This window comes from Sphingopyxis sp. 113P3 (assembly GCF_001278035.1).
Classification (GTDB): domain Bacteria; phylum Pseudomonadota; class Alphaproteobacteria; order Sphingomonadales; family Sphingomonadaceae; genus Sphingopyxis.
Window position 1 is genome coordinate 2,655,317 of the sequence record NZ_CP009452.1, and the last position, 17,795, is coordinate 2,673,111.

18 protein-coding genes and 2 pseudogenes are annotated in these 17,795 nt (G+C 63.2%); 11 read left to right on the top strand and 9 right to left on the bottom strand.

The window, feature by feature from the left end:
* Window positions 1–29: 29 nt before the first annotated feature.
* The 4 genes and pseudogenes from LH20_RS12965 to LH20_RS12975 all read left to right on the top strand — a co-directional run bounded on the left by LH20_RS12965 (window position 30) and on the right by LH20_RS12975 (window position 3,546).
* Entirely contained in the window at window positions 30–1,217 is a 1,188-nt protein-coding gene (locus LH20_RS12965) for a cytochrome P450 (protein WP_053554562.1), read from the top strand.
* A 55-nt stretch (window positions 1,218–1,272) separates the two neighbouring features.
* A pseudogene (locus LH20_RS24410) lies at window positions 1,273–1,677 on the top strand (aldehyde dehydrogenase family protein); the annotation flags it as partial.
* 79 nt (window positions 1,678–1,756) lie between these two features.
* Window positions 1,757–2,755: an aldehyde dehydrogenase family protein gene (locus LH20_RS24000; RefSeq protein WP_268796075.1), complete on the top strand. Its 999-nt coding sequence runs from the start codon at window positions 1,757–1,759 to the stop codon at window positions 2,753–2,755.
* 2 nt (window positions 2,756–2,757) lie between these two features.
* Window positions 2,758–3,546, top strand: a complete 789-nt coding sequence (locus tag LH20_RS12975) for an SDR family oxidoreductase (RefSeq protein WP_053554563.1) — start codon at window positions 2,758–2,760, stop codon at window positions 3,544–3,546.
* A 47-nt stretch (window positions 3,547–3,593) separates the two neighbouring features.
* Here the strand turns inward: LH20_RS12975 and LH20_RS12980 are convergent, their stop codons facing one another.
* The 6 genes and pseudogenes from LH20_RS12980 to LH20_RS23770 form a co-directional block, all read right to left on the bottom strand.
* Entirely contained in the window at window positions 3,594–5,099 is a 1,506-nt protein-coding gene (locus LH20_RS12980; protein ID WP_053554564.1) for an AMP-binding protein, read from the bottom strand.
* Entirely contained in the window at window positions 5,096–5,866 is a 771-nt protein-coding gene (locus LH20_RS12985; protein WP_053554565.1) for a FadR/GntR family transcriptional regulator, read from the bottom strand. The genes LH20_RS12980 and LH20_RS12985 overlap by 4 nt, the downstream gene beginning before the upstream one ends.
* 110 nt (window positions 5,867–5,976) lie before the next feature.
* Window positions 5,977–6,837, bottom strand: a complete 861-nt coding sequence (locus LH20_RS12990; protein WP_053554566.1) for an SDR family NAD(P)-dependent oxidoreductase — start codon at window positions 6,835–6,837, stop codon at window positions 5,977–5,979.
* Window positions 6,830–7,333 (bottom strand): SDR family oxidoreductase, encoded by a 504-nt coding sequence (locus LH20_RS12995; protein WP_053554567.1) that lies wholly within the window; start codon window positions 7,331–7,333, stop codon window positions 6,830–6,832. Before LH20_RS12995 ends, LH20_RS12990 begins: the two co-directional genes overlap by 8 nt.
* Window positions 7,330–8,052: pseudogene (locus LH20_RS13000) on the bottom strand (SDR family oxidoreductase); the annotation flags it as partial. The pseudogene LH20_RS13000 and the gene LH20_RS12995, both read right to left, overlap by 4 nt.
* Before the next feature lie 12 nt (window positions 8,053–8,064).
* Window positions 8,065–8,229, bottom strand: coding sequence for a hypothetical protein (locus LH20_RS23770; protein WP_200905379.1), 165 nt, complete (start codon window positions 8,227–8,229; stop codon window positions 8,065–8,067).
* A 63-nt stretch (window positions 8,230–8,292) separates the two neighbouring features.
* On the opposite strand from LH20_RS23770, the gene LH20_RS13005 reads away from it, so the two are divergent.
* Genes LH20_RS13005 through LH20_RS13030 form a run of 6 tightly spaced genes read left to right on the top strand, consistent with a single transcriptional unit; the run spans window position 8,293 to window position 13,186 of the window.
* A complete protein-coding gene (locus LH20_RS13005) occupies window positions 8,293–9,153 on the top strand; it encodes an SMP-30/gluconolactonase/LRE family protein (RefSeq protein WP_053554568.1) in 861 nt (286 codons plus the stop codon).
* A complete protein-coding gene (locus tag LH20_RS13010) occupies window positions 9,146–9,568 on the top strand; it encodes a nuclear transport factor 2 family protein (RefSeq protein WP_053554569.1) in 423 nt (140 codons plus the stop codon). The genes LH20_RS13005 and LH20_RS13010 overlap by 8 nt, the downstream gene beginning before the upstream one ends.
* A 41-nt stretch (window positions 9,569–9,609) precedes the next feature.
* Entirely contained in the window at window positions 9,610–10,068 is a 459-nt protein-coding gene (locus LH20_RS13015; RefSeq protein ID WP_053554570.1) for a MarR family winged helix-turn-helix transcriptional regulator, read from the top strand.
* On the top strand, window positions 10,065–11,132 hold the full coding sequence (locus tag LH20_RS13020; RefSeq protein ID WP_053554571.1) for a phosphotransferase family protein: 1,068 nt from the start codon (window positions 10,065–10,067) through the stop codon (window positions 11,130–11,132). The genes LH20_RS13015 and LH20_RS13020 overlap by 4 nt, the downstream gene beginning before the upstream one ends.
* A 15-nt stretch (window positions 11,133–11,147) precedes the next feature.
* A complete protein-coding gene (locus tag LH20_RS13025) occupies window positions 11,148–12,443 on the top strand; it encodes an acyl-CoA dehydrogenase family protein (protein WP_053554572.1) in 1,296 nt (431 codons plus the stop codon).
* Window positions 12,440–13,186 carry an SDR family NAD(P)-dependent oxidoreductase gene (locus LH20_RS13030; protein WP_053554573.1) on the top strand — a complete coding sequence of 249 codons (747 nt, stop codon included), beginning with the start codon at window positions 12,440–12,442 and terminating at the stop codon, window positions 13,184–13,186. The genes LH20_RS13025 and LH20_RS13030 overlap by 4 nt, the downstream gene beginning before the upstream one ends.
* Before the next feature lie 47 nt (window positions 13,187–13,233).
* Here LH20_RS13030 and LH20_RS13035 read toward each other — a convergent pair whose 3' ends face one another.
* On the bottom strand, window positions 13,234–14,214 hold the full coding sequence (locus LH20_RS13035) for an NAD(P)H-dependent flavin oxidoreductase (RefSeq protein WP_053554574.1): 981 nt from the start codon (window positions 14,212–14,214) through the stop codon (window positions 13,234–13,236).
* A gap of 85 nt (window positions 14,215–14,299) precedes the next feature.
* On the opposite strand from LH20_RS13035, the gene LH20_RS13040 reads away from it, so the two are divergent.
* Window positions 14,300–15,283: an NADPH:quinone oxidoreductase family protein gene (locus LH20_RS13040; protein ID WP_053554575.1), complete on the top strand. Its 984-nt coding sequence runs from the start codon at window positions 14,300–14,302 to the stop codon at window positions 15,281–15,283.
* An 89-nt stretch (window positions 15,284–15,372) separates the two neighbouring features.
* Here LH20_RS13040 and LH20_RS13045 read toward each other — a convergent pair whose 3' ends face one another.
* Both LH20_RS13045 and LH20_RS13050 read right to left on the bottom strand, forming a co-directional pair.
* Window positions 15,373–16,431 carry a DUF7065 domain-containing protein gene (locus LH20_RS13045; RefSeq protein ID WP_053554576.1) on the bottom strand — a complete coding sequence of 353 codons (1,059 nt, stop codon included), beginning with the start codon at window positions 16,429–16,431 and terminating at the stop codon, window positions 15,373–15,375.
* Window positions 16,428–17,792, bottom strand: coding sequence for a wax ester/triacylglycerol synthase domain-containing protein (locus LH20_RS13050; protein ID WP_053554577.1), 1,365 nt, complete (start codon window positions 17,790–17,792; stop codon window positions 16,428–16,430). The genes LH20_RS13045 and LH20_RS13050 overlap by 4 nt, the downstream gene beginning before the upstream one ends.
* Window positions 17,793–17,795: the final 3 nt, after the last annotated feature.

Here is a 17,795-nt window from a genome sequence, read left to right on the forward strand (position 1 = left end):
CGTTTACTTAGGTCAATGGGAGATGGAAAATGACCGATTCGCAGGGTATGGCGCGCGCGCCCGTTTTCGAATTCGATTATATCGCCGACCCCGGCCTGCTCGCCGATTGCCACGACCGCTATTGGGAATTGAAGGAGACAGCGCCGCCGGTCTTCTGGACCAATGCGCATGGCGGGCATTGGATCTGCAATACAGGGTCATCGGTGCAGCATGTGGTGCGGCATCCAGAGATTTTTTCGAGCCGCTTCCTGTCGATTCCGCCCAATCCCGACCAGCCGCGGATGATTCCCGAAAGCCTCGATCCGCCTGAACATCGCCGCTACCGTCAGTTGCTTCGGCCCTTTTTTGAATCGAAAGCGATTGCCCCGCTCGAGGCCCGCGTCACCGAATGGACCGAGGAACTGCTTGGCAAGGTTGCGGCCACCGGCGAATGCGAATTCGTCAGCGCGGTCGCCTCGCGCCTGCCGGTTGCGGTGTTCATGGAACTCTTCGGCTTCCCGATGGAGAAATTCGACGAGTTTCGAAAGCTCGTCGTCGACTTCTTTTCCTCGCGCGCGAGCATCGAGCAGCGCCAGGCCTATGCCTTCCAGATCATGGCGCACCTCGGTCAGCTCATTCAGGATCGGACCGCCGAGCCGCGCGATGACATGATCTCAAAGATCATCGCCAGCGATTTCGAGGGCCGCAAGCTCGACTTCGACGAACTGATGTCGATCGGCTTCCTCATGTTTCTCGCCGGGCTCGACACGGTGACCAACGCGATGAGCTTTGGCATGCGACATCTCGCGCACGACGAAAAGCTGCGCCAGCGCGTGATCGACGATCCCGCGGCGATTCCCAACATGGTCGAGGAATTGCTGCGTCGCTATGCATTCGTCGCCACGCCGCGCTACATTGTTCAAGATACCGAGCTCGAAGGCGCTCAGCTCAAGGCAGGCGACTGCATCCTGGCGCCCCTCCCCCTCGTGGGCTGGGACGAGGCGCTCACCGAGGACCCAAAGACGGTGTCCGTGGAGCGCCAATTCTATCGTCACGCCGCCTTTGGATCGGGCATCCACACATGCCTTGGCCTCCATCTTGCCCGCATGGAGCTGATCGTCTTCTACCGCGCCTGGTTCGCGCGGATCGGCCATTTCCGGCAGATCGAAAAAGGCGACGAGACCTGTCGGGGCGGCAGCGTGATGGCGCTCGAGCACCTCCATCTGGCCTGGGGTTGAAGTTCCGAGGCCGCTCTAACCCCTGAAACGATAATGGAATGAAGAGGATATCGGTATGGCAAGTGCACCCGCAGTTCACCTGCATCTCGGACATGAGCAACGCACGAGTGGCAGCGGCGGGGTGCACTTCCATCTCCACCCCGTAAGCCAGGAGACGCAGGCGCAAATCCCGCTGGCCGGCGCCAAGGAAGTCGAAGAAGCGGTCGCAAAGGCCGAAGCCGTGCGCGAGCAATGGCGCCGCACTCCGCCCGAGGCGCGGCGGGACATTCTTAACCGCCTCGCCGACCTGCTCGAGGCGAACAAGACGCGGCTGGCTGAAATGGCGGCGCTCGATGGCGGCACGACGTTGATGGTCGGCGAACGCGGGGTCGACACAGCGGTCGGCTGGACCCGTTATTACGCTGGATGGTGCGACAAGATGTCCGGTGAACTCATCTCGACCTTCGACACGCGGGGCGAGCTTAGCTACACCGTTCCGGAGCCGATCGGCATCGTCGGCATTATCATCACGTGGAACGGGCCCGCTCATTTCGCTCGGCATGAAGGTCGTCGCAGCCCTCGCGGCGGGCAATTGCGTGATCTGCAAGCCCGCCGAAATCACGCCTTTCGCTCCCGAGCTCTTCGCTCAGCTCTGCAAGGAAGCCGGCGTTCCCGACGGTGTGCTATCGATTTTCCCTGGCACCGCCGACGCGGGCGAAGCGATCGTCCGGCACAAGAAGATAAGGAAGATCAGCTTCACCGGCGGGCCGATCACCGCGCGCAAGATCCTCGCGGCGTGCGCCGAAGAGATCAAGCCGTCGGTGATGGAGCTTGGCGGCAAGTCGGCGAGCCTTGTCTTTCCAGACTGCGACATTCAGGCCGCCGCCGAGCGCGCTGTGTTCTGGACGGTCGGATGCCTCTCGGGACAGGGCTGTGCCCTTCCAACCCGCCAGCTCGTCCACGCCGACATCTATGACGACTTCGTCGCGCGGCTGAAGGCGATCATCAGCCAGTTCAAGGTCGGCGATCCGATGGACCCAACTGTCGCTGTGGGACCGGTGATCAACAAGGCAGCCGTCGACCGAATTCTCGGCATGTTCGAGAGAGCGAAGGCAGATGGCGCGGCGAAATTCGAGCTTGGCGGCGGCCGTTGCGGCGGCCCGCTGGCCAACGGCAATTTCATCGAACCGACGCTCATCGTCGACGCCGATCCCGACCATGAAATCTGCCAGGTCGAAATCTTCGGGCCCGCGGTCGTGGTGATCAAGTTTAAGACCGAAGACGAGGCGGTCGAGATCGCGAACAACTCCGAATATGGCCTTGCCGCCTATATTCAGTCGAATGATTTGCAGCGCGTCCATCGCCTGTCCGAACGGCTCAACGCGGGGGGCGTCTATAATAATGGCGGCTTCCAGATCAATCCTCACACACCGTTTGGCGGCGTGGGGATCTCGGGCTTCGGCAAGGAGGGGGGGCGCGCCGGTATCGACGAGTTTCTCCACTACAAGACCGTGACCATCGGCGTCGGCGCCCCGATTTTCCCCAGGCAGGAGGCATGAGCATGGCCGATTTTACCAACGAGCAGTTCCGCCTCGACGGAAAGGTCGCGATCGTCACCGGTGCCGGCGGCCGCGGCAACAGTATCGGACGTGCCTACGCGGTCGGCCTTGCCAATGCGGGGGCGAGCGTCGTCGTCGCCGACCTCAATCGCGAAGGCGCCGAACGGGTCGCGGGCGAAATAAACGAGACGGGAGGAAGGGCCACCGCGGTCGAGGTCGACATCGCCGACGAGGCGTCGGTCGCTGCTATGATGGAGGCGGCAAAGGCTGCCTTCGGCGGTCTCGACATACTCGTCAACAACGCCGCGCTCATGGTCGAGGCGGTTGGAACGCCGGCAATTCAGACGAGCATCGCCGATTTCGAGAAGCTGATGCGGGTCAATCTGGTCGGCGCACTCATCTGCTCCAAGGCGGCCGTCCCGCTCTTTCAGATGCGCGGCGGCGGCAAGATCGTCAATCAGCTCTCGGCGGGCGGTTTTCCAGCGCAGACGACATACGGTATCAGCAAGATCGCTCTCCTGGGCCTGACGACAACGCTCGCGACCGAGCTCGGTCCGCTGAATGTCAACGTCAATGCCATCGCGCCCGGAATGACCATGTCAGACGCCGGCAAGGCGCTGACCCCTGAAGAAAGCCCCTTTGTGCAGGCAGCGATGGCGCGCGTTGTCAAGCAGCCCCGCGGCGAACCGCAGGATCTGGTCGGGGCGCTGCTCCTGCTTTGCTCGCCCGCGGGCGACTGGATCACCGGGCAGGCGCTCAACGTCGACGGCGGCTTCATCATGCGCAACTGATAGCCTTTGCTGCCCTCCGGCCACAAACCCGGAGGGCAGCAAGATGGTCAAGCAATACGGCGCAGTTCGTGCTTCAGCACCTTGCCGGACGCATTGCGCGGCAATTCGGACAAGATGCTGAGGCGCTCGGGCGTCTTTTGCTTCGCAATCCCCGCGGCAAAGAAATATTCGCGCAGTTCGTCAAGCGACAAGGCGGCACCGGGCGCGAGCACGACGCAAGCACGCACAACCTCGCCCATCCGCTCGTCGGGTGCAGCCACGGCTGCCGCATCGACGATCTTGGGGTGGGAAAGAAGCAGAGCCTCGACTTCTTTCGAAGAAATATTCTCACCGCCGCGGATAATGATATCCTTCTTGCGGTCGGTGATGAGAAGATAGCCATCCTCATCCACGTGGCCGATATCCCCGGTGCGATACCAGCCCCCCGGCAGAAACGCGCCTTCGTTCAGCGACGGGTCGAAATACCCCATGAACAGTTCGGGCCCGCGCGTGCAGATTTCTCCGTCTTGCCCCGGGGGGACATCCTCGCCATCCTCGTCGACAAAGCGAATTTGCGAACCCGGTATCACCCGTCCCTCGGTGTGGAGCTGCTTGTCGAGCGGGTCGCCCACAACCCCCGAGGTAACTGTCGGGTGCTCGCTCGACCCGTAGCAATGATAGACCGCCAGTCCCTGTTCCTGGCAGCGCGCGATCAGCGAAGGAGGCACCGGCGCGGCACCAACCAGATACTGGCGGAGCGACGCAAGTGTGTAACCGTGCGCGTCGGCAGCGGCCATCATGCCCGCCAGATGAAAGGGCGTCCCCGACGAGGACGTTATATTATGCTCTTCGATCAACCGGGCGGCGAGCGCTGCGTCCCACTGATCCATCAGTACCAGCGGCGTGCCCTGACACAAAAAGCGGTACATCGACAAGGCACCCGCGACATGGCCCGGAGGCCAGGGTGAAATGATCGCGTCGTCGTCGCTTTCGCCGCGCATCTCGCGCATCGACGCAAGTTCGGCAAGGAAGGTGCGCGCCGAGTGCATGACGCCCTTGGGATCAGCGGTCGTTCCCGATGTGTAGACGAGCAGGGCAAGATCATCTTCGCCGACCTCGACCGGCCTTTGAACCGGACATGGCGCCTCAAGCGCCGCGAAGTCGGGACCGGTGACGCAGTGGCGTTCCAGCGCCGGCAGCTGTCCGCAACCGGCCACCACCTGAACATAATCGATATTGCGGAAGCGCTCGGGTGTAAAAAGCCATCGTGCACCCGACTGCTGCAGGATGAAGCCAAGTTCCTTGGCGCCATAAATGGTGACGATGGGCAGCATCACGGCTCCAGCCTGCGCGGCCGCGACCGCCACGACGAGCCATTCGCGCCAGTTCGGCACCATGCACGCGACGATATCGCCGCGGCCGACCCCCGCGGCGGTCATCCGGGTACCCATGCGGCGCCCCGCCTCAACAACCTCGCCCAGGGTTGAAGCGGAGGAATTTGTGTCGGATGCAACGGTGAGCGAAGCATGCGGCGCTCGCTTTGCCGCAGCCATCATGGCGTCGATGAAATTCATGCGTTGAGCGAGTCGACGATCCGTTCGCCTTCGCCGCGCGTCGCCCAGGTCTCATTGGCGTTGCGCAGGTGCAGCCGCCAGTGGGACACTGCGCCCTCAACATCGCCTTCTTCGATCAGTGTCACGAGCTTTTCGAAAGACTTATACCCAGCCCGCAGGCTCTTGTACTTGTCCTCGGTCGTGCGCGGATGACGTCGTTGATAATCGTTCTGATGGTTACGCGCGAGGTCGAGCAGCATACGGTTCATGAAGCTCAGCGTCTTGTTGCCGGTCGCCTCGACAAGCGTTTGATGGAAATGAGCAATATTGTCGACGAAATCGGAATAATTGTCCGCTTTCAGCATGGCATCGAGACCAGCAAGAACCGTCTTCACGCGGGGAAAGCCCGGTGTCTGACCCTTGGCCGTTGCGAGCCAGCGCACGACCGTGGGTTCGATCGCGAGCCGCGCCGCGTAAAGATCCGCAATCGTTGTTCCCTGCGCTTCAAGAACATAACCCGCGTAGCGCGAGACGAGTTCGGTCGATGGGCGATGGACGCGGGCACCGCTGCGCGATCCGCGCACGACGCTGATCAGATTTTCCGCCTCGAGAATGCGAAAGGCCTCGCGCAGCGTTGGCCGCGAGACGCCGAGCGTTGCCATCAGCGTGCCTTCGGGCGGGAGCGAATCTCCTTCATTGAGCTCACCGCGGACAATCTGCGCCCGGATCTGGTCGGCAACCAGTTCCGACGTCTTCGGTACCCGGATGCGCGCGTTGCCGTTTTCCATTTGCAAATTCCTGCCCCTGCTGCCGGATGCTGGTAAAAATTGCGAGCTACACTGCCAGCGTCTTTAGGGGCTTTGGTACAGCCCCGCAATGATCGCGCGGTATCTTGATATTATTGTCCAAATGACAGTCCTTCATTTAGCGTCCACTTCCCGTCACGACCGCGTACCCAGCCCGATGCGGCCCAGGTGCCCCCGTCGACCGGTAGCAAGGTGCCGGTGATGTACGTGGCCATCGGACTGACAAGGAAGAGCGCGGCATCGCCGCATTCCATATCGATCCCTTCGCGGCCGAGCGGCACAACGCGGTTCATCGCATCGACCTCGGCATCGCTGCGCACCTTCCACGTCGCCGGGTCGACAGCTCCTCCACGATTGCCCTGGTTTCCGGGTGTAATCGTATGGTCGGGTGCGATACAATTGACCCGGATCGCATGCGCCGACAGTTCCACGGCCATCGATTTTGTAAAGCTGAGCATCCCCGCCTTGCACGCAGCGTAGACGGCGAAATTCGGAGCCGCGCGGCTCGCCTCGATGCTCGCTACATTGACGATCGAGCCCCCTCGGCCTCCGGCCGCCATATGCAGTGCCGCGGCCTGCGTTGCGATCAGCATCGACATCAGATTGATGTCGATATGCTTGCGCATACTGCGCTCGCTTTGCTCGAGAAACGGGCGCGCCGATACGCCGCCGGCATTGTTGACGAGAATGTCGAGCCTGCTCCACTCGCAGGCGGTTTGGTCGATCGCCTTGCGCAGCGCGTCGCTGTCCATGACGTCGCCCGCGATGGCGAGCGCCCTTTGTCCGCGCTCCCGCACGCGCGCTGCGGCTTCCTCGGCACGCTCGGGTACGATGTCGAAGACCGCCACGTCGGCGCCGCCTTCAGCGAGGCGAAGCGCAATCGCGCGGCCAATGCCGCCCCCGCCGCCTGTCACAAAGGCCGACTGTCCGTCGATCCGCGTCCGGTCAGTCATCGATGCCAACCCCCATGACCGCCCCGGTCACATAAGCGGCATAATCGCTTACGAGATACGCCGCGAGGTGACCGAGCGTCGGCCCAACCTCCCGCGTCAGAATGGCATTTACCCGGATGCCGTCGCGGGCCCATTCGACCCCGAGCGTTTTGACAAGATTGCCAAGTGCCCCCGCGGCGGCCGCGTGATCGGCCCCATGCGCCTGCTCGGGGGCTCCCACGAACAGCACTGCCCCGCCCTTGCCCCGGGCGCGGCGCGCAGCGGCGAAATCCTGAGCGCCGAGGAAGCGCTGGTCGAGCCCGGCGTCGAGGCCTGCGCGCCACTCGGCATGCGTCAACATGTGCGCAGGCCTGGTCGCGGCGGGGCGCGCGATATGAACCCAGATATCGCACTCGCCTTCACTCACCAATGTCGCGCCGGCCGCCTCGATCGCTCGCGCAATGGCATCATGCCGCCCGTCGATGCGCGCGCGCTTGCCTGCCAGCCAAGCGTTCATCGCCACCCCCACGGTCCGTCGGCGCGTTCTCGGGGCGGCACAAAGTCTGGCATCATCAGCGATCGGCGGAGGCTTTCGCCCCCGTCCTGCACGATCACCTGCCCGCTCAGCTCGCCAAGAAGCGGGGTGCAGGTCATCGCGGACAGCCAACCGAACTCCCATATGCTCCCCGTGCGGCCAGCGGGGATCATGTTCTGCAAAGGTTCGATGCCCCCTTCGCGCCGACCCGCGGTTGATGTGGCATGGGGGAAAAATCCCGCCGCAACCGCGTTGACCCGAATATCGTAAGGGGCCCAGTCGGCGGCGAGCTTTCGGGTCATTGTTGCCTGTGCTGTTTTCGCTGCGGCGCTGTGCGCGTCGCCCGGAAACCCGGTCCAGATATACTGGGCGCTGTTGTTTACGATCGCACCGCCCTGCCCTGCGACGATGCGTCGGCGAGCGAATTCGGTCGAGCAATTGAATGTCCCGTCGATCGCGATCCGCGTGACCGCGTTCCATGCATTTAACGAAATATCCTCCGCGAGAATCGGGAAATTGGCGCCGGCGTTGTTCGCAAGCAGCGACACCGGACCAAGCGCTTCCTCAGCCTCGTCGAAAGCCGCCGCGACGGCGTCCGGCAGCCGCACATCGCAGCTCATGGCATGCGTGCGCACGCCGAGCTTCGCGATTTCAGCGGCACCTTCCTCCGCGCGCTCGATGCTGCGGCCCATGACGGCGACATGGGCACCGCCCTAGGCAAAGGCCCTGGCCATCGCGAGCCCCATGCCCGAACCGCCGCCCGTGACCAGGACCGTCTGGCCCGCAAAGATGTCGGCTGGATAGGGCGGCATGTCGTAGGGCGGCGGCAACGACAGGATATGATGTGCTGGAACCGGCAATTCTCTCTCCCTGCCCATGGGGTTGCGCCCTCGCCCCCCGCGTGTCAAGACATACATAACTAAGTTATACAGGATGCTGAGATGGAGATCATTGCCGAAGGGCTCGCTTTTCCCGAAGGACCCGTCGTCATGGCAGACGGGTCGGTCGTCGTCGTCGAACTTGCAGGCGGACGCGTCACCCGCTGCTGGAACGGGCGAACCGAGACGATCTGCGACATCGGCGGCGGCCCGAACGGTGCCGCGATCGGGCCAGATGGTGCACTCTATGTCTGCAACAATGGCGGTCTTGATCTTGGCAAATTCCAGAATGCGCGCGGGCCCGGTCACGAAGGACGCCTTGAGCGGGTGGACCTCTCGACCGGCAGGTTTGAGCGGCTCTATGATGCTTGCGATGACATCGCGCTCGAAGCCCCCAACGACATCGTATTCGACGCCGACGGCCGCATGTGGTTCACCGACCTCGGCAAGACGCACGACGGCATTCGCACTGCCAGCGGATTGTTCAGCGCACTGTCCGACGGATCCTCCATCACAGCGATTAACCGCCATGCCGTCTCCTATAATGGCGTTGGCCTGTCACCGGATGGCGGCCACATATATGTCGCCGACACGCATCAGGCGCGGCTCTGGCGCTATGATCGAAAGGTGGAGGCACAGCGCGCAGACTGGGTGGCAACAGCCCCTGGCCCGGTCGGCTTCGACAGCCTTGCGGTGACCGAAGCAGGCAATATCTGCGTCGCGACGCTTTACGATGGGGGGATCACCACGATCACCCCGAAGGGCGAGGTCAGCAAGCGCGACATCGCGGGCGAACCTTATGTGACCAATATCGCGTTCGGCGGCCCAGATCGCCGCGACGCCTATGTCACGCTCTCGCAGACGGGGCGGCTTGCCAAGCTGCGCTGGGACGAACCGGGGCTCGAACTTCATTATCATGGCTGACCTTGCCGCCGATCGCGATGCCATCCGGGATCTCCTCGCATGCTACACCTATCATGGGGACCGCGGGCGCCTTGCCGAGATGACGGCCTGCTTTGCCGAGGACGGCGTTCTCGAATATCCCGGCAAGGCGCCAAAGGGGCCGGCGGCAATCGCAGCAGCGCTCGCAGGAGGAAAGCGCGACGCGCGCAGGACCTTCGTCCGCCACCACATCACCAACCCGTTGATCGCCGTGAACGGCAACCAGGCGACGGCGCGCAGCTATTTCAGCGTTTATAGCAATCGCGGGGTCGACCACTGCGGGACCTATGACGACGAGCTGATCCGCACAGCTGCCGGCTGGCGCTTCGCATACCGGCGGGTGCGGATCGACTGGCAAGCCGAAAATTCGCTTTTCGAGCCAATGCCCACGCGCTGATCAACATTGACACCATTGTGTCGATTTGACATCACGGTGTCATGAGTGCGCGCTTTACCGACTTTGAACGATTCGCGGACGAGGTCGCGCGGCTACGTGGAAGGATGCGCGCGCTTTATGCCGAAACGCGCGCCGAAAGCGGCCTGCCCGAAATGGAGCTCACGGTCCTCACCGCGGCCGTGAATGCAGCGTCGCCGCCTACGGCCGCACAGATCGGCCGTAGCCTCGGCCATCCCCGGCAGGTCGTGCAGCGGGCGGCAAACCGACTGGCCGACCTCGGCCTGATCGCTTTTACCGAGAATCCTGAACATAAGCGCGCGTCGCTGATTGTCGCGACCGATGCCGGCCGCCGCCTCAAGGCCGCGGACCACGCCCGCGCCCAGGCCGTGACGAGGGCGGTCCACGCCCATGTTCCCGCGCAGGCATTTGGTGAGGCTGCAAGACAATTGAACACGATCCGGACCGGAATCGAAGCCTATTTGCGCGAGCGCAGCGAATGACCAGCGACGCTGCCTTCCTCGCGGACCCTGAGCGGCTGACTGCCTGGCTCGATCCCCATATCCCGGCGCTAGGCGACGGCCCGCTCGAGATCAGGAAAATCCACGGCGGCACCTCGAACGTGATCCTGTCGCTGAACCGCGGCGGTGAAACGCTGATCCTCCGCCGCCCGCCCGCCGTCCCGCCACCGGGCAGCGAAAAGAGCGTCATGCGGGAGGCCCGGGTGCTGACTGCGCTCAATGGCACCGACGTTCCCCATCCCAAATGCCATGGCAGCTGCCCCGATCCCGAGGTCATCGGCGCGCCCTTCTATGTCATGGAACTGGTCGAGGGCTGGCCCGCCGAACTCGCTCACGGCAAGATTCGCGACCGGCCGCCGTTCGACAAGCCGCCGCATGCGCGCGAGGTCCCCTTTGCGATGGTCGATGGGCTGATCGCGCTCGCCAACGTCAACTACAAGGCGGTGGGACTCGATGATTTCGGGCGCCCCGACAACTTCCTCGAACGCCAGGTCGACCGCTGGGAAAGCCAGATGAAAAGCTACAAGCAGCTTTACGATCACGAATGGCGTGAACTCCCCGGTTACGCGCTCGCCCGGGACTGGTTGCGCGCCAATATCCCCGATGATTTCCGTCCAGGCATCATCCACGGCGATGTTGGCACCCCCAACGCCCTGTTCGCCTTTGATCCCCCCTGCCGGCTTACCGCCCTGATCGACTGGGAATTGTCAACGATCGCCGATCCGCTGCTCGACCTCGCCTGGTTCTGCAACGGCGTGCGCGATGACCGCTTTCCGGGCCATGTGCCCGAAAAGGCACTGTACAATGTGACGGAATGGCCCACGCGCCAGGAATTGATGGCGCATTATGCAGCAGGCACCGGCCGCGACATGGCGAGCTTCGATTATTATCTGATCCTCGCGATGTTCAAGGGTGGCTGCATCCTCGAATACAAGGTCGCGCAAGCCGCCAAGGGCATTTTGAGCGCTGAAACCGGACGTCTTTTCGACCGGCTGGTCCGCGGCAATTTCGCCGAGGCCGAGAAACTCATCCGCCTCATCGGCTAATCCAGGGACGACAAGATGATCGATTTCCGCATCGAACCTGAACTGCAGGCAAAGCTCGACTGGATGGCAAGGTTCGTCCGCGAGGAATGTGAGCCGATGGATATACTCTTCCCCGGCCACGGCGCCCCCTATGACGTCGCGAACAAGGAATCGCGATCCTACATGGCCCCTCTCCAAGAACAGGTGAAAGCACAAGGCCTGTGGGCTTGCCACCTGGGCAAGGAGCTTGGCGGGCCGGGCCATGGCCAGCTCACCCTCGCGCTCATGAACGAAATTCTCGGGAGAAGCTATTGGGCGCCGACCGTGTTCGGGACGGCCGCCCCCGATACCGGCAACAGCGAAATCCTCGCGATGTTCGGGACCGAGGAGCAGAAGGCGAAATATCTGCAGCCGCTGATGGACGGCACCATCGTTTCCTGCTTCTCGATGACCGAGCCGCAGGGCGGCGCCGACCCCAAGGAGTTCACCTGCCGCGCGTGGCAGGAAGGAAATGAGTGGGTGATCGAGGGCGAGAAATGGTTTTCGTCGAACGCGCGTTTTGCCGCATTCCTCATCGTCATGGTCGTAACCAACCCGGAAAATCCGCCGCACCAGCGCATGTCGATGTTGATCGTGCCCACCGAGGTGCCCGGCATTGAGTTCATCCGCCACTCGCAGACAATGGGCGACAGCAAGGGGAAGGATGACGGCACCCACGCCTATATCCGATATAACAAGGTGCGCGTCCCGCTCGACGCGATGCTTGGTGGCCCGGGTGAAGGCTTCAAGGTCGCGCAGGCGCGGCTCGGCGGCGGGCGGGTCCACCACGCGATGCGCACCGTCGGCAAATGCCAGCGTGCGATCGATATGATGCTCGAGCGCGCCGTGTCGCGCCGGACGCAGGGTAAGCAGCTCAGCGAACACCAGTTTGTGCAGGGGGCGATCGCCGATTCCATCATCGAGCTTGAGCAATTCCGCCTGCTCGTGCTCAAGACCGCGTGGATGATCGACGAGGTTGAAGCGGGGCGTCTGCCCCACGGCTCGGCGCGCACGCATATTGCGATGTGCAAGATCCAGATGGCGAAAGTCTATCACGACATCGTCCAGCGCGCGATCCAGCTCCATGGCAGCCTCGGTATGACGCTCGAGCTGCCCCTCGCCGACATGTGGATGGGGTTGCCAGCGCTGGCACTCGCTGACGGGCCGACCGAGGTGCACAAGATCCAGGTCGCCAAGGCCTATCTCAGAGACGCCACCCCCGCACCGGGGCTCTTCCCGAGCGAACATATCCCGACGCGGCTTGAGGCAATCCGGAAGAGGATGGGCGCATGACCCCAGATCCGCTCTTCGATTTCACCGGCAAGGTGGCGCTCGTTACCGGCGGCTCGCGGGGGCTTGGCTATCGGATGGTGAAGGCACTCGCTGAACGCGGCGCCGACGTGATTATCGCCAGCCGCAAGCTTGACAAATGCGAGGAAGTCGCCGCGGAATGCCGCGCGCTCGGTCGCCGCGCGCTCGCCCATGCAGCGCATTGCGGACGCTGGGACGAGATCGATGCGCTAGTCGAGGCGGCCTATGCCGAATTCGGTCGCGTCGACATCCTCATCAACAATGCCGGCATGTCGCCGGCCTGTCCGAGCCACGAGATGACCGAAAATCTGTTCGATTCGGTACTTAATCTCAATTTCAAGGGCCCTTTCCGCCTCGCGAGCCAGGTTGCTCACCGTATGAGGAGCGGAGACGGCGGCTGCATCATCAATATCAGTTCGACAGGCGCGCTTATGGCGCTTCCCATGGTCGTCCCCTATGGGTCTGCCAAGGCCGCGCTCAATGCCATGAGCGTATCGCTTAGCCGGGAATATGCCCCGAAAGTAAGGGTGAATACGATCAGCCCGGGCCCGTTCCTGACCGATATTTCAGAGGCGTGGGAACCCCAGAAGCGCGAGACGCAGCCCGTCGCCCTCGGCCGTCCGGGCCACCCCGAAGAGATTGTGACCGCAGCGCTGATGCTCGCCAGCCCTGCATCCTCCTATACGACCGGGGCCCTCGTGCGCGTCGACGGCGGCCAGCGTTGAAACCTTCCTCCGCATGGCTTGGGGCCTGCGGAGGATATTTCGTCCCTCTACTGGCGGAACGATGCGAGCCGCTGATCGAGGATCGCTTCGGCTTCGGCGATAATCCGGTCGATCAGTTCCTGGCAGCTGGGGATGTCGTGGATCAGCCCCTGTACCATGCCCGCCCAGAAGACGCCCTTGGAAAGGTCGCCGGTCTCGAGCAGTTCGCGCCCCGCCGAACCTGCGACCAGTTCCTGCACATCGCTGAACTGGGCGCCCGGCTGCGCGAGACGGCGAACGACCTCTTCCGATACGGCACTCTTGCCGACGCGTGCGGTGTTCTTGAAATTGCGGAAAATCAGGAAGCTCCCGCGCTCGTCATTGTCGATATAGGCTTGCTTCACATTGTCGTGGATCGGGGCTTCCCTGGTCGCGCAAAAGCGCGTTCCCATGTTGATGCCCTCGGCGCCGAGCGACAGCGCTGCAACGAGCCCGCGGCCATCGCCAAAACCGCCCGAGGCGAGCATCGGGATCTTCACCTTGTCCGCGGCGGCCGGAATGAGGATCAGCCCCGGGATATCATCCTCGCCCGGGTGCCCTGCGCATTCGAAGCCGTCGATCGAGATGATATCGCACCCTGCCTTTTCGGCCGACAAGGCGTGGCGAACCGCGGTGCATTTGTGGAGGATGGTGACGCCATGGGGCTTGACCCGCGCCCAGATCTCGCGAACCGCCGGCGTACCTGCGGTCTCCATGATCTTGACCCCGCTCTCGACGATGGCGTCCGCATAGGCGTTGTAATCGGGCGAGTTGATCGTCGGAAATACGGTAAGATTTACCCCGAACGGCTTGTCGGTCATCGACCGGCATTTTTCGATCTCGTCGCGCAGCGCTTCAGGACTCGGCTGAGTGAGTGCCGTCAGAATGCCAAGGCCGCCGGCGTTCGACACCGCGCTTGCCATCTGGGCCGTGCCCACGCTCTGCATGCCGCCCTGGACGATCGGATGTTCGATCCCCAGCATTTCGGTAATCCGCGTCTTGAAGGCCATACTCACCCCTTTCAGTCTTATATAACTTAGTTATACTTCTTACCCCGTCCTGACAAGAGGTGTCCTGATGTCTCACGATAGGCCAATGGCAATACCCCGCGCCGTAATCGCCGATGAACTCGGTCCGGTGAGCAATTATCATCTGGTCGACCATGACCCCGGCCCCCCCTCACCCACGCAGGTCCGCATTTCCATAAAGGCCACGGGGATCAGCTTCGTAGACGTGCTCACGGCGGCGGGCGGATACCAGGTCAAGCCGCCCGTTCCCTTCATCCCTGGGAGCGAATGCGCGGGCATCGTCTGCGCGACCGGCGAAGAGGTCGAAGGGTTCGAAGTTGGCGATCGCGTCGTGGCCAGTGGGTGGGGCGGGCTGTTTGCCGATGCCGCCAATCTGCCGGCGCGTACGGTGCGCAAGATGCCCGAAGGGCTGACCTTCGAGGAAGCGGCCGTTTTCCCGGTCAGCTATGCGACCGCGTGGCACGCGCTGGTCGATCGCGGCAATCTCAAGGTCGACGAGACGCTGCTTGTGCTCGGTGCAGGGGGCGCGACCGGCTATGCGGCGGTGCAGATCGGCAAGCATCTTGGGGCCCGGGTCATCGGATCCGCATCGAGCGATGACAAGCGCAAGCTTGCTATTGCGGGCGGCGCAGACAGCGTGGTCGATGCGCGCGCCGATAATTGGCGCGAACAGGTGAAAGCCGCCAATGATGGCAAGGGCGTCGATGTCGTGTTCGATCCCGTAGGGGGCCAAGCGACCGATCCGGCCTTCCGCTCGCTCGCATGGAATGGACGCCACCTCGTGATCGGTTTCCCGGCAGGCATCGCGGCGTTGCGGACCAACCTGCCCCTGCTCAAGGGCGCGAGCCTGATCGGTGTCGACATTCGCCAGTTTGGCATTTTCGAACCGGAAAAGAACCAAGCCAACCGCGACACGCTGTTCGCGCTGGCAGCCGAGAGGAAGTTGAGGCCGGCCGTTGCAAGGCGCTATCCCCTCGATGAGTTCCGTGCCGCCATGGAGGATGCGGCAGCGGGGAAAAGCGCGGGGCGGATCGTACTGGTGATGGACTAGCCGCCGTCGGCGACTATCCTGCCTCTTAACAGAGCCCCAGGCGCCGACGAGCTGAGCCCGTCGGCACGCATGAGCCACGAGAGTCGCGGTCAGACGGTCGCCTTCAACGCATCGAGCATCCGTACGAAATGCCTGGGGTTCCAGACGTCCTGATCCTCGCCCCAGCCGATTCCACCGTCGATATCCCAGCGCATCAGCTGGTTCACGCCATAGCCCGCCTCGCTCATCGTGCTGACGACAAAGCCCTCGCTTTTCATCTGGCGGCCATGTTCGTCGACGAGCTCCACCTGCATATGGGTGCTCCAGCCGGTCCTGGGACTGCGAAACACGCGCATCCGCGATTTCGAGGCATCGAGGCTGCCGAACTGACCATCGCGGCGAATCCAACCGGCATTCATTGGCGACCAGCCGTCGGCATCGCCTTCCTGCACCCGCGCAAAGCCGAGAAAGCCGGTGCCATCCTTGCGATGGCCGAAGATATACTGGATTCGCCCGCGGCCGCGCTCACGCTCGATTTCTCGCCAGCGCGCCCCCCCGGGGTGTTTCACCCGCTCCATATCGCTCGCATAGACTTTCGGACTGGCAGCGTATGGCCCGCCGCGCGGCCCCCAAGTGCGGTCGCGCACGCCGATGCCGTCGATGCGGATCCGTTCGCCGCGGAGCGTCATCCAGCCCTCGACATGACCGAGCTGGTCAAAATGCGGCGTCTGCATGAAGGGCGGCTTGCCCGGCGGGAAGCGATGCGGCTCGTGGAGCCCCGTATGGGTAAAATCCAGCGCGAAGCCGCGGTCCGGGTCTTCATATCGAAGTTGGTATTTCATTCCGGGCTCCAGCATCTTGAGACTGTAACCGCCGCCATTCTTGTCGCCCGGGAATGTGATGTCGGTAAGGTCGGGATCGTCAGGCATCGGCGCCTCCTCGACCTTGCGGTAATAAGCCATGCGGGCCGGGTCATAGCCTTCATCGTCCCAGGCAAAAATGCGCCAGGTTACCGTCTTGCGGTTGGGATAATAGGGCGCATGGATCCAGCAGCCGATCTTGCGTTCGGGAATATTGAACGACCACCAGTTGGTTTCGGTCTCATAAGGGTCGTCCGACAGCGGGTGATAACGGTCATCCTCAGGCTTGAACGCCAGGTCGTCAGTCATGCAATTGTCTCCAGTTCGTCGAGCGCGGCAGTGAACAGCGCAGCAATCCGTCCGACATCGGCAATCTTCTCCGCATCGGCGATAACGCCCATGTCGAGATTTTCACCGCTGCGGCGCGAGGTGATATTGAGAAAGCGGCCCGACCCGATGATGGGAACAGGGTAGTTGTGGCGCTGATGAAAGCCGGCATAGCTCCGCCCCTCGGCGGGACCCGGTACATTCGACAGCGTCAGATTTCCCGGAAGGAGCCGCTTGCCGCCTGCGACGCGTTCGGCAAAGGCCGCGCGCCGGTCCCGTGCGCCGAACGGCTTTTCAGCCGCGTCGAGGAGCGCCTCGTCATATAGGGTCCGCTTCATCTCCTTGGCCATCGACGCCTGGATCGCGCGAAGGCGCGCCAGCGGATTGGCAAGATGCGTCGCGAGATGCGGATGCAGGGCTACAATGCGGTTGCCAAAGGGGCCATGCTCCTCGCGGCGGTAGGAGCGCGCCGAATTCACAACAAGGGGGGTCTCCGGCAGATCTCCGATCTCCAAGAGATAGTGCCGGAGCGCGGTGCTCGCGAGGGTAAGGAAGATGTCATTGACCGTCGCACCAAGGGCTTTGCGCACTGTCTGAATTCGCGCCACCGGCAGGCTGATCGTCGCGTAGCGGCGCATTGTCGAGGTCGGGCCCGAGAGCTTGAGCTGCGGCGTCGGTGCGCGATCATCCTCCAAAGCATCGAGCGCTGCGAGCGCGACCCTGCGCCGCGCCGATTGCTCGGCGCGCAGCGCTTCTTCTGCCTCGAAGCGGGCCTTGGCCTTCTCGAGCCACTTTTCGGTATCGGGGAGCCGCGCATCGGCAAAGCGCGCAGTGACGGGGGGGGCCGCGTCGCTGAGGAGCCCGAGTATGGTCTGGAAGCCGATGCCGTCCGCGACGCTGTGGTGCATTTTGAGATAGAGCGCGCTCCCCCCTTCCACGAGCCGCTCGAAGAGATGGACGGCAAAGGGCGGGCCCGACAGATCGAGCCGCCGCATGTTGAGCCGGGCCACCGCGGCATAAAGCTCAGCCTCGCTCCACGCGCCGTCGTGGGGCTCGATGGCAACCAGCGTCTCTAGATCGGGATGCGCGATCTCGCTCCAGACGTCGCTGTCGAAGCCATCGGGGGCCTGGTGCAGCCGAACAAGCAAGGGCGTCGCGGGCAGCCGGTCGGCGAGCTGGCGGCGGATAGCCGAGGCGAAACCCGACCGCTCATCGGCCGGAACATCAAGCAGGATAAGCGCGCCGACGTGCATTGGCGAAGCGTCGGTTTCCGACAGGAGCATGAAATGATCGTCGGGACGCAGACGCCGCACGCCGGGGACGAGGATCTGCGGATCGCTCACAGC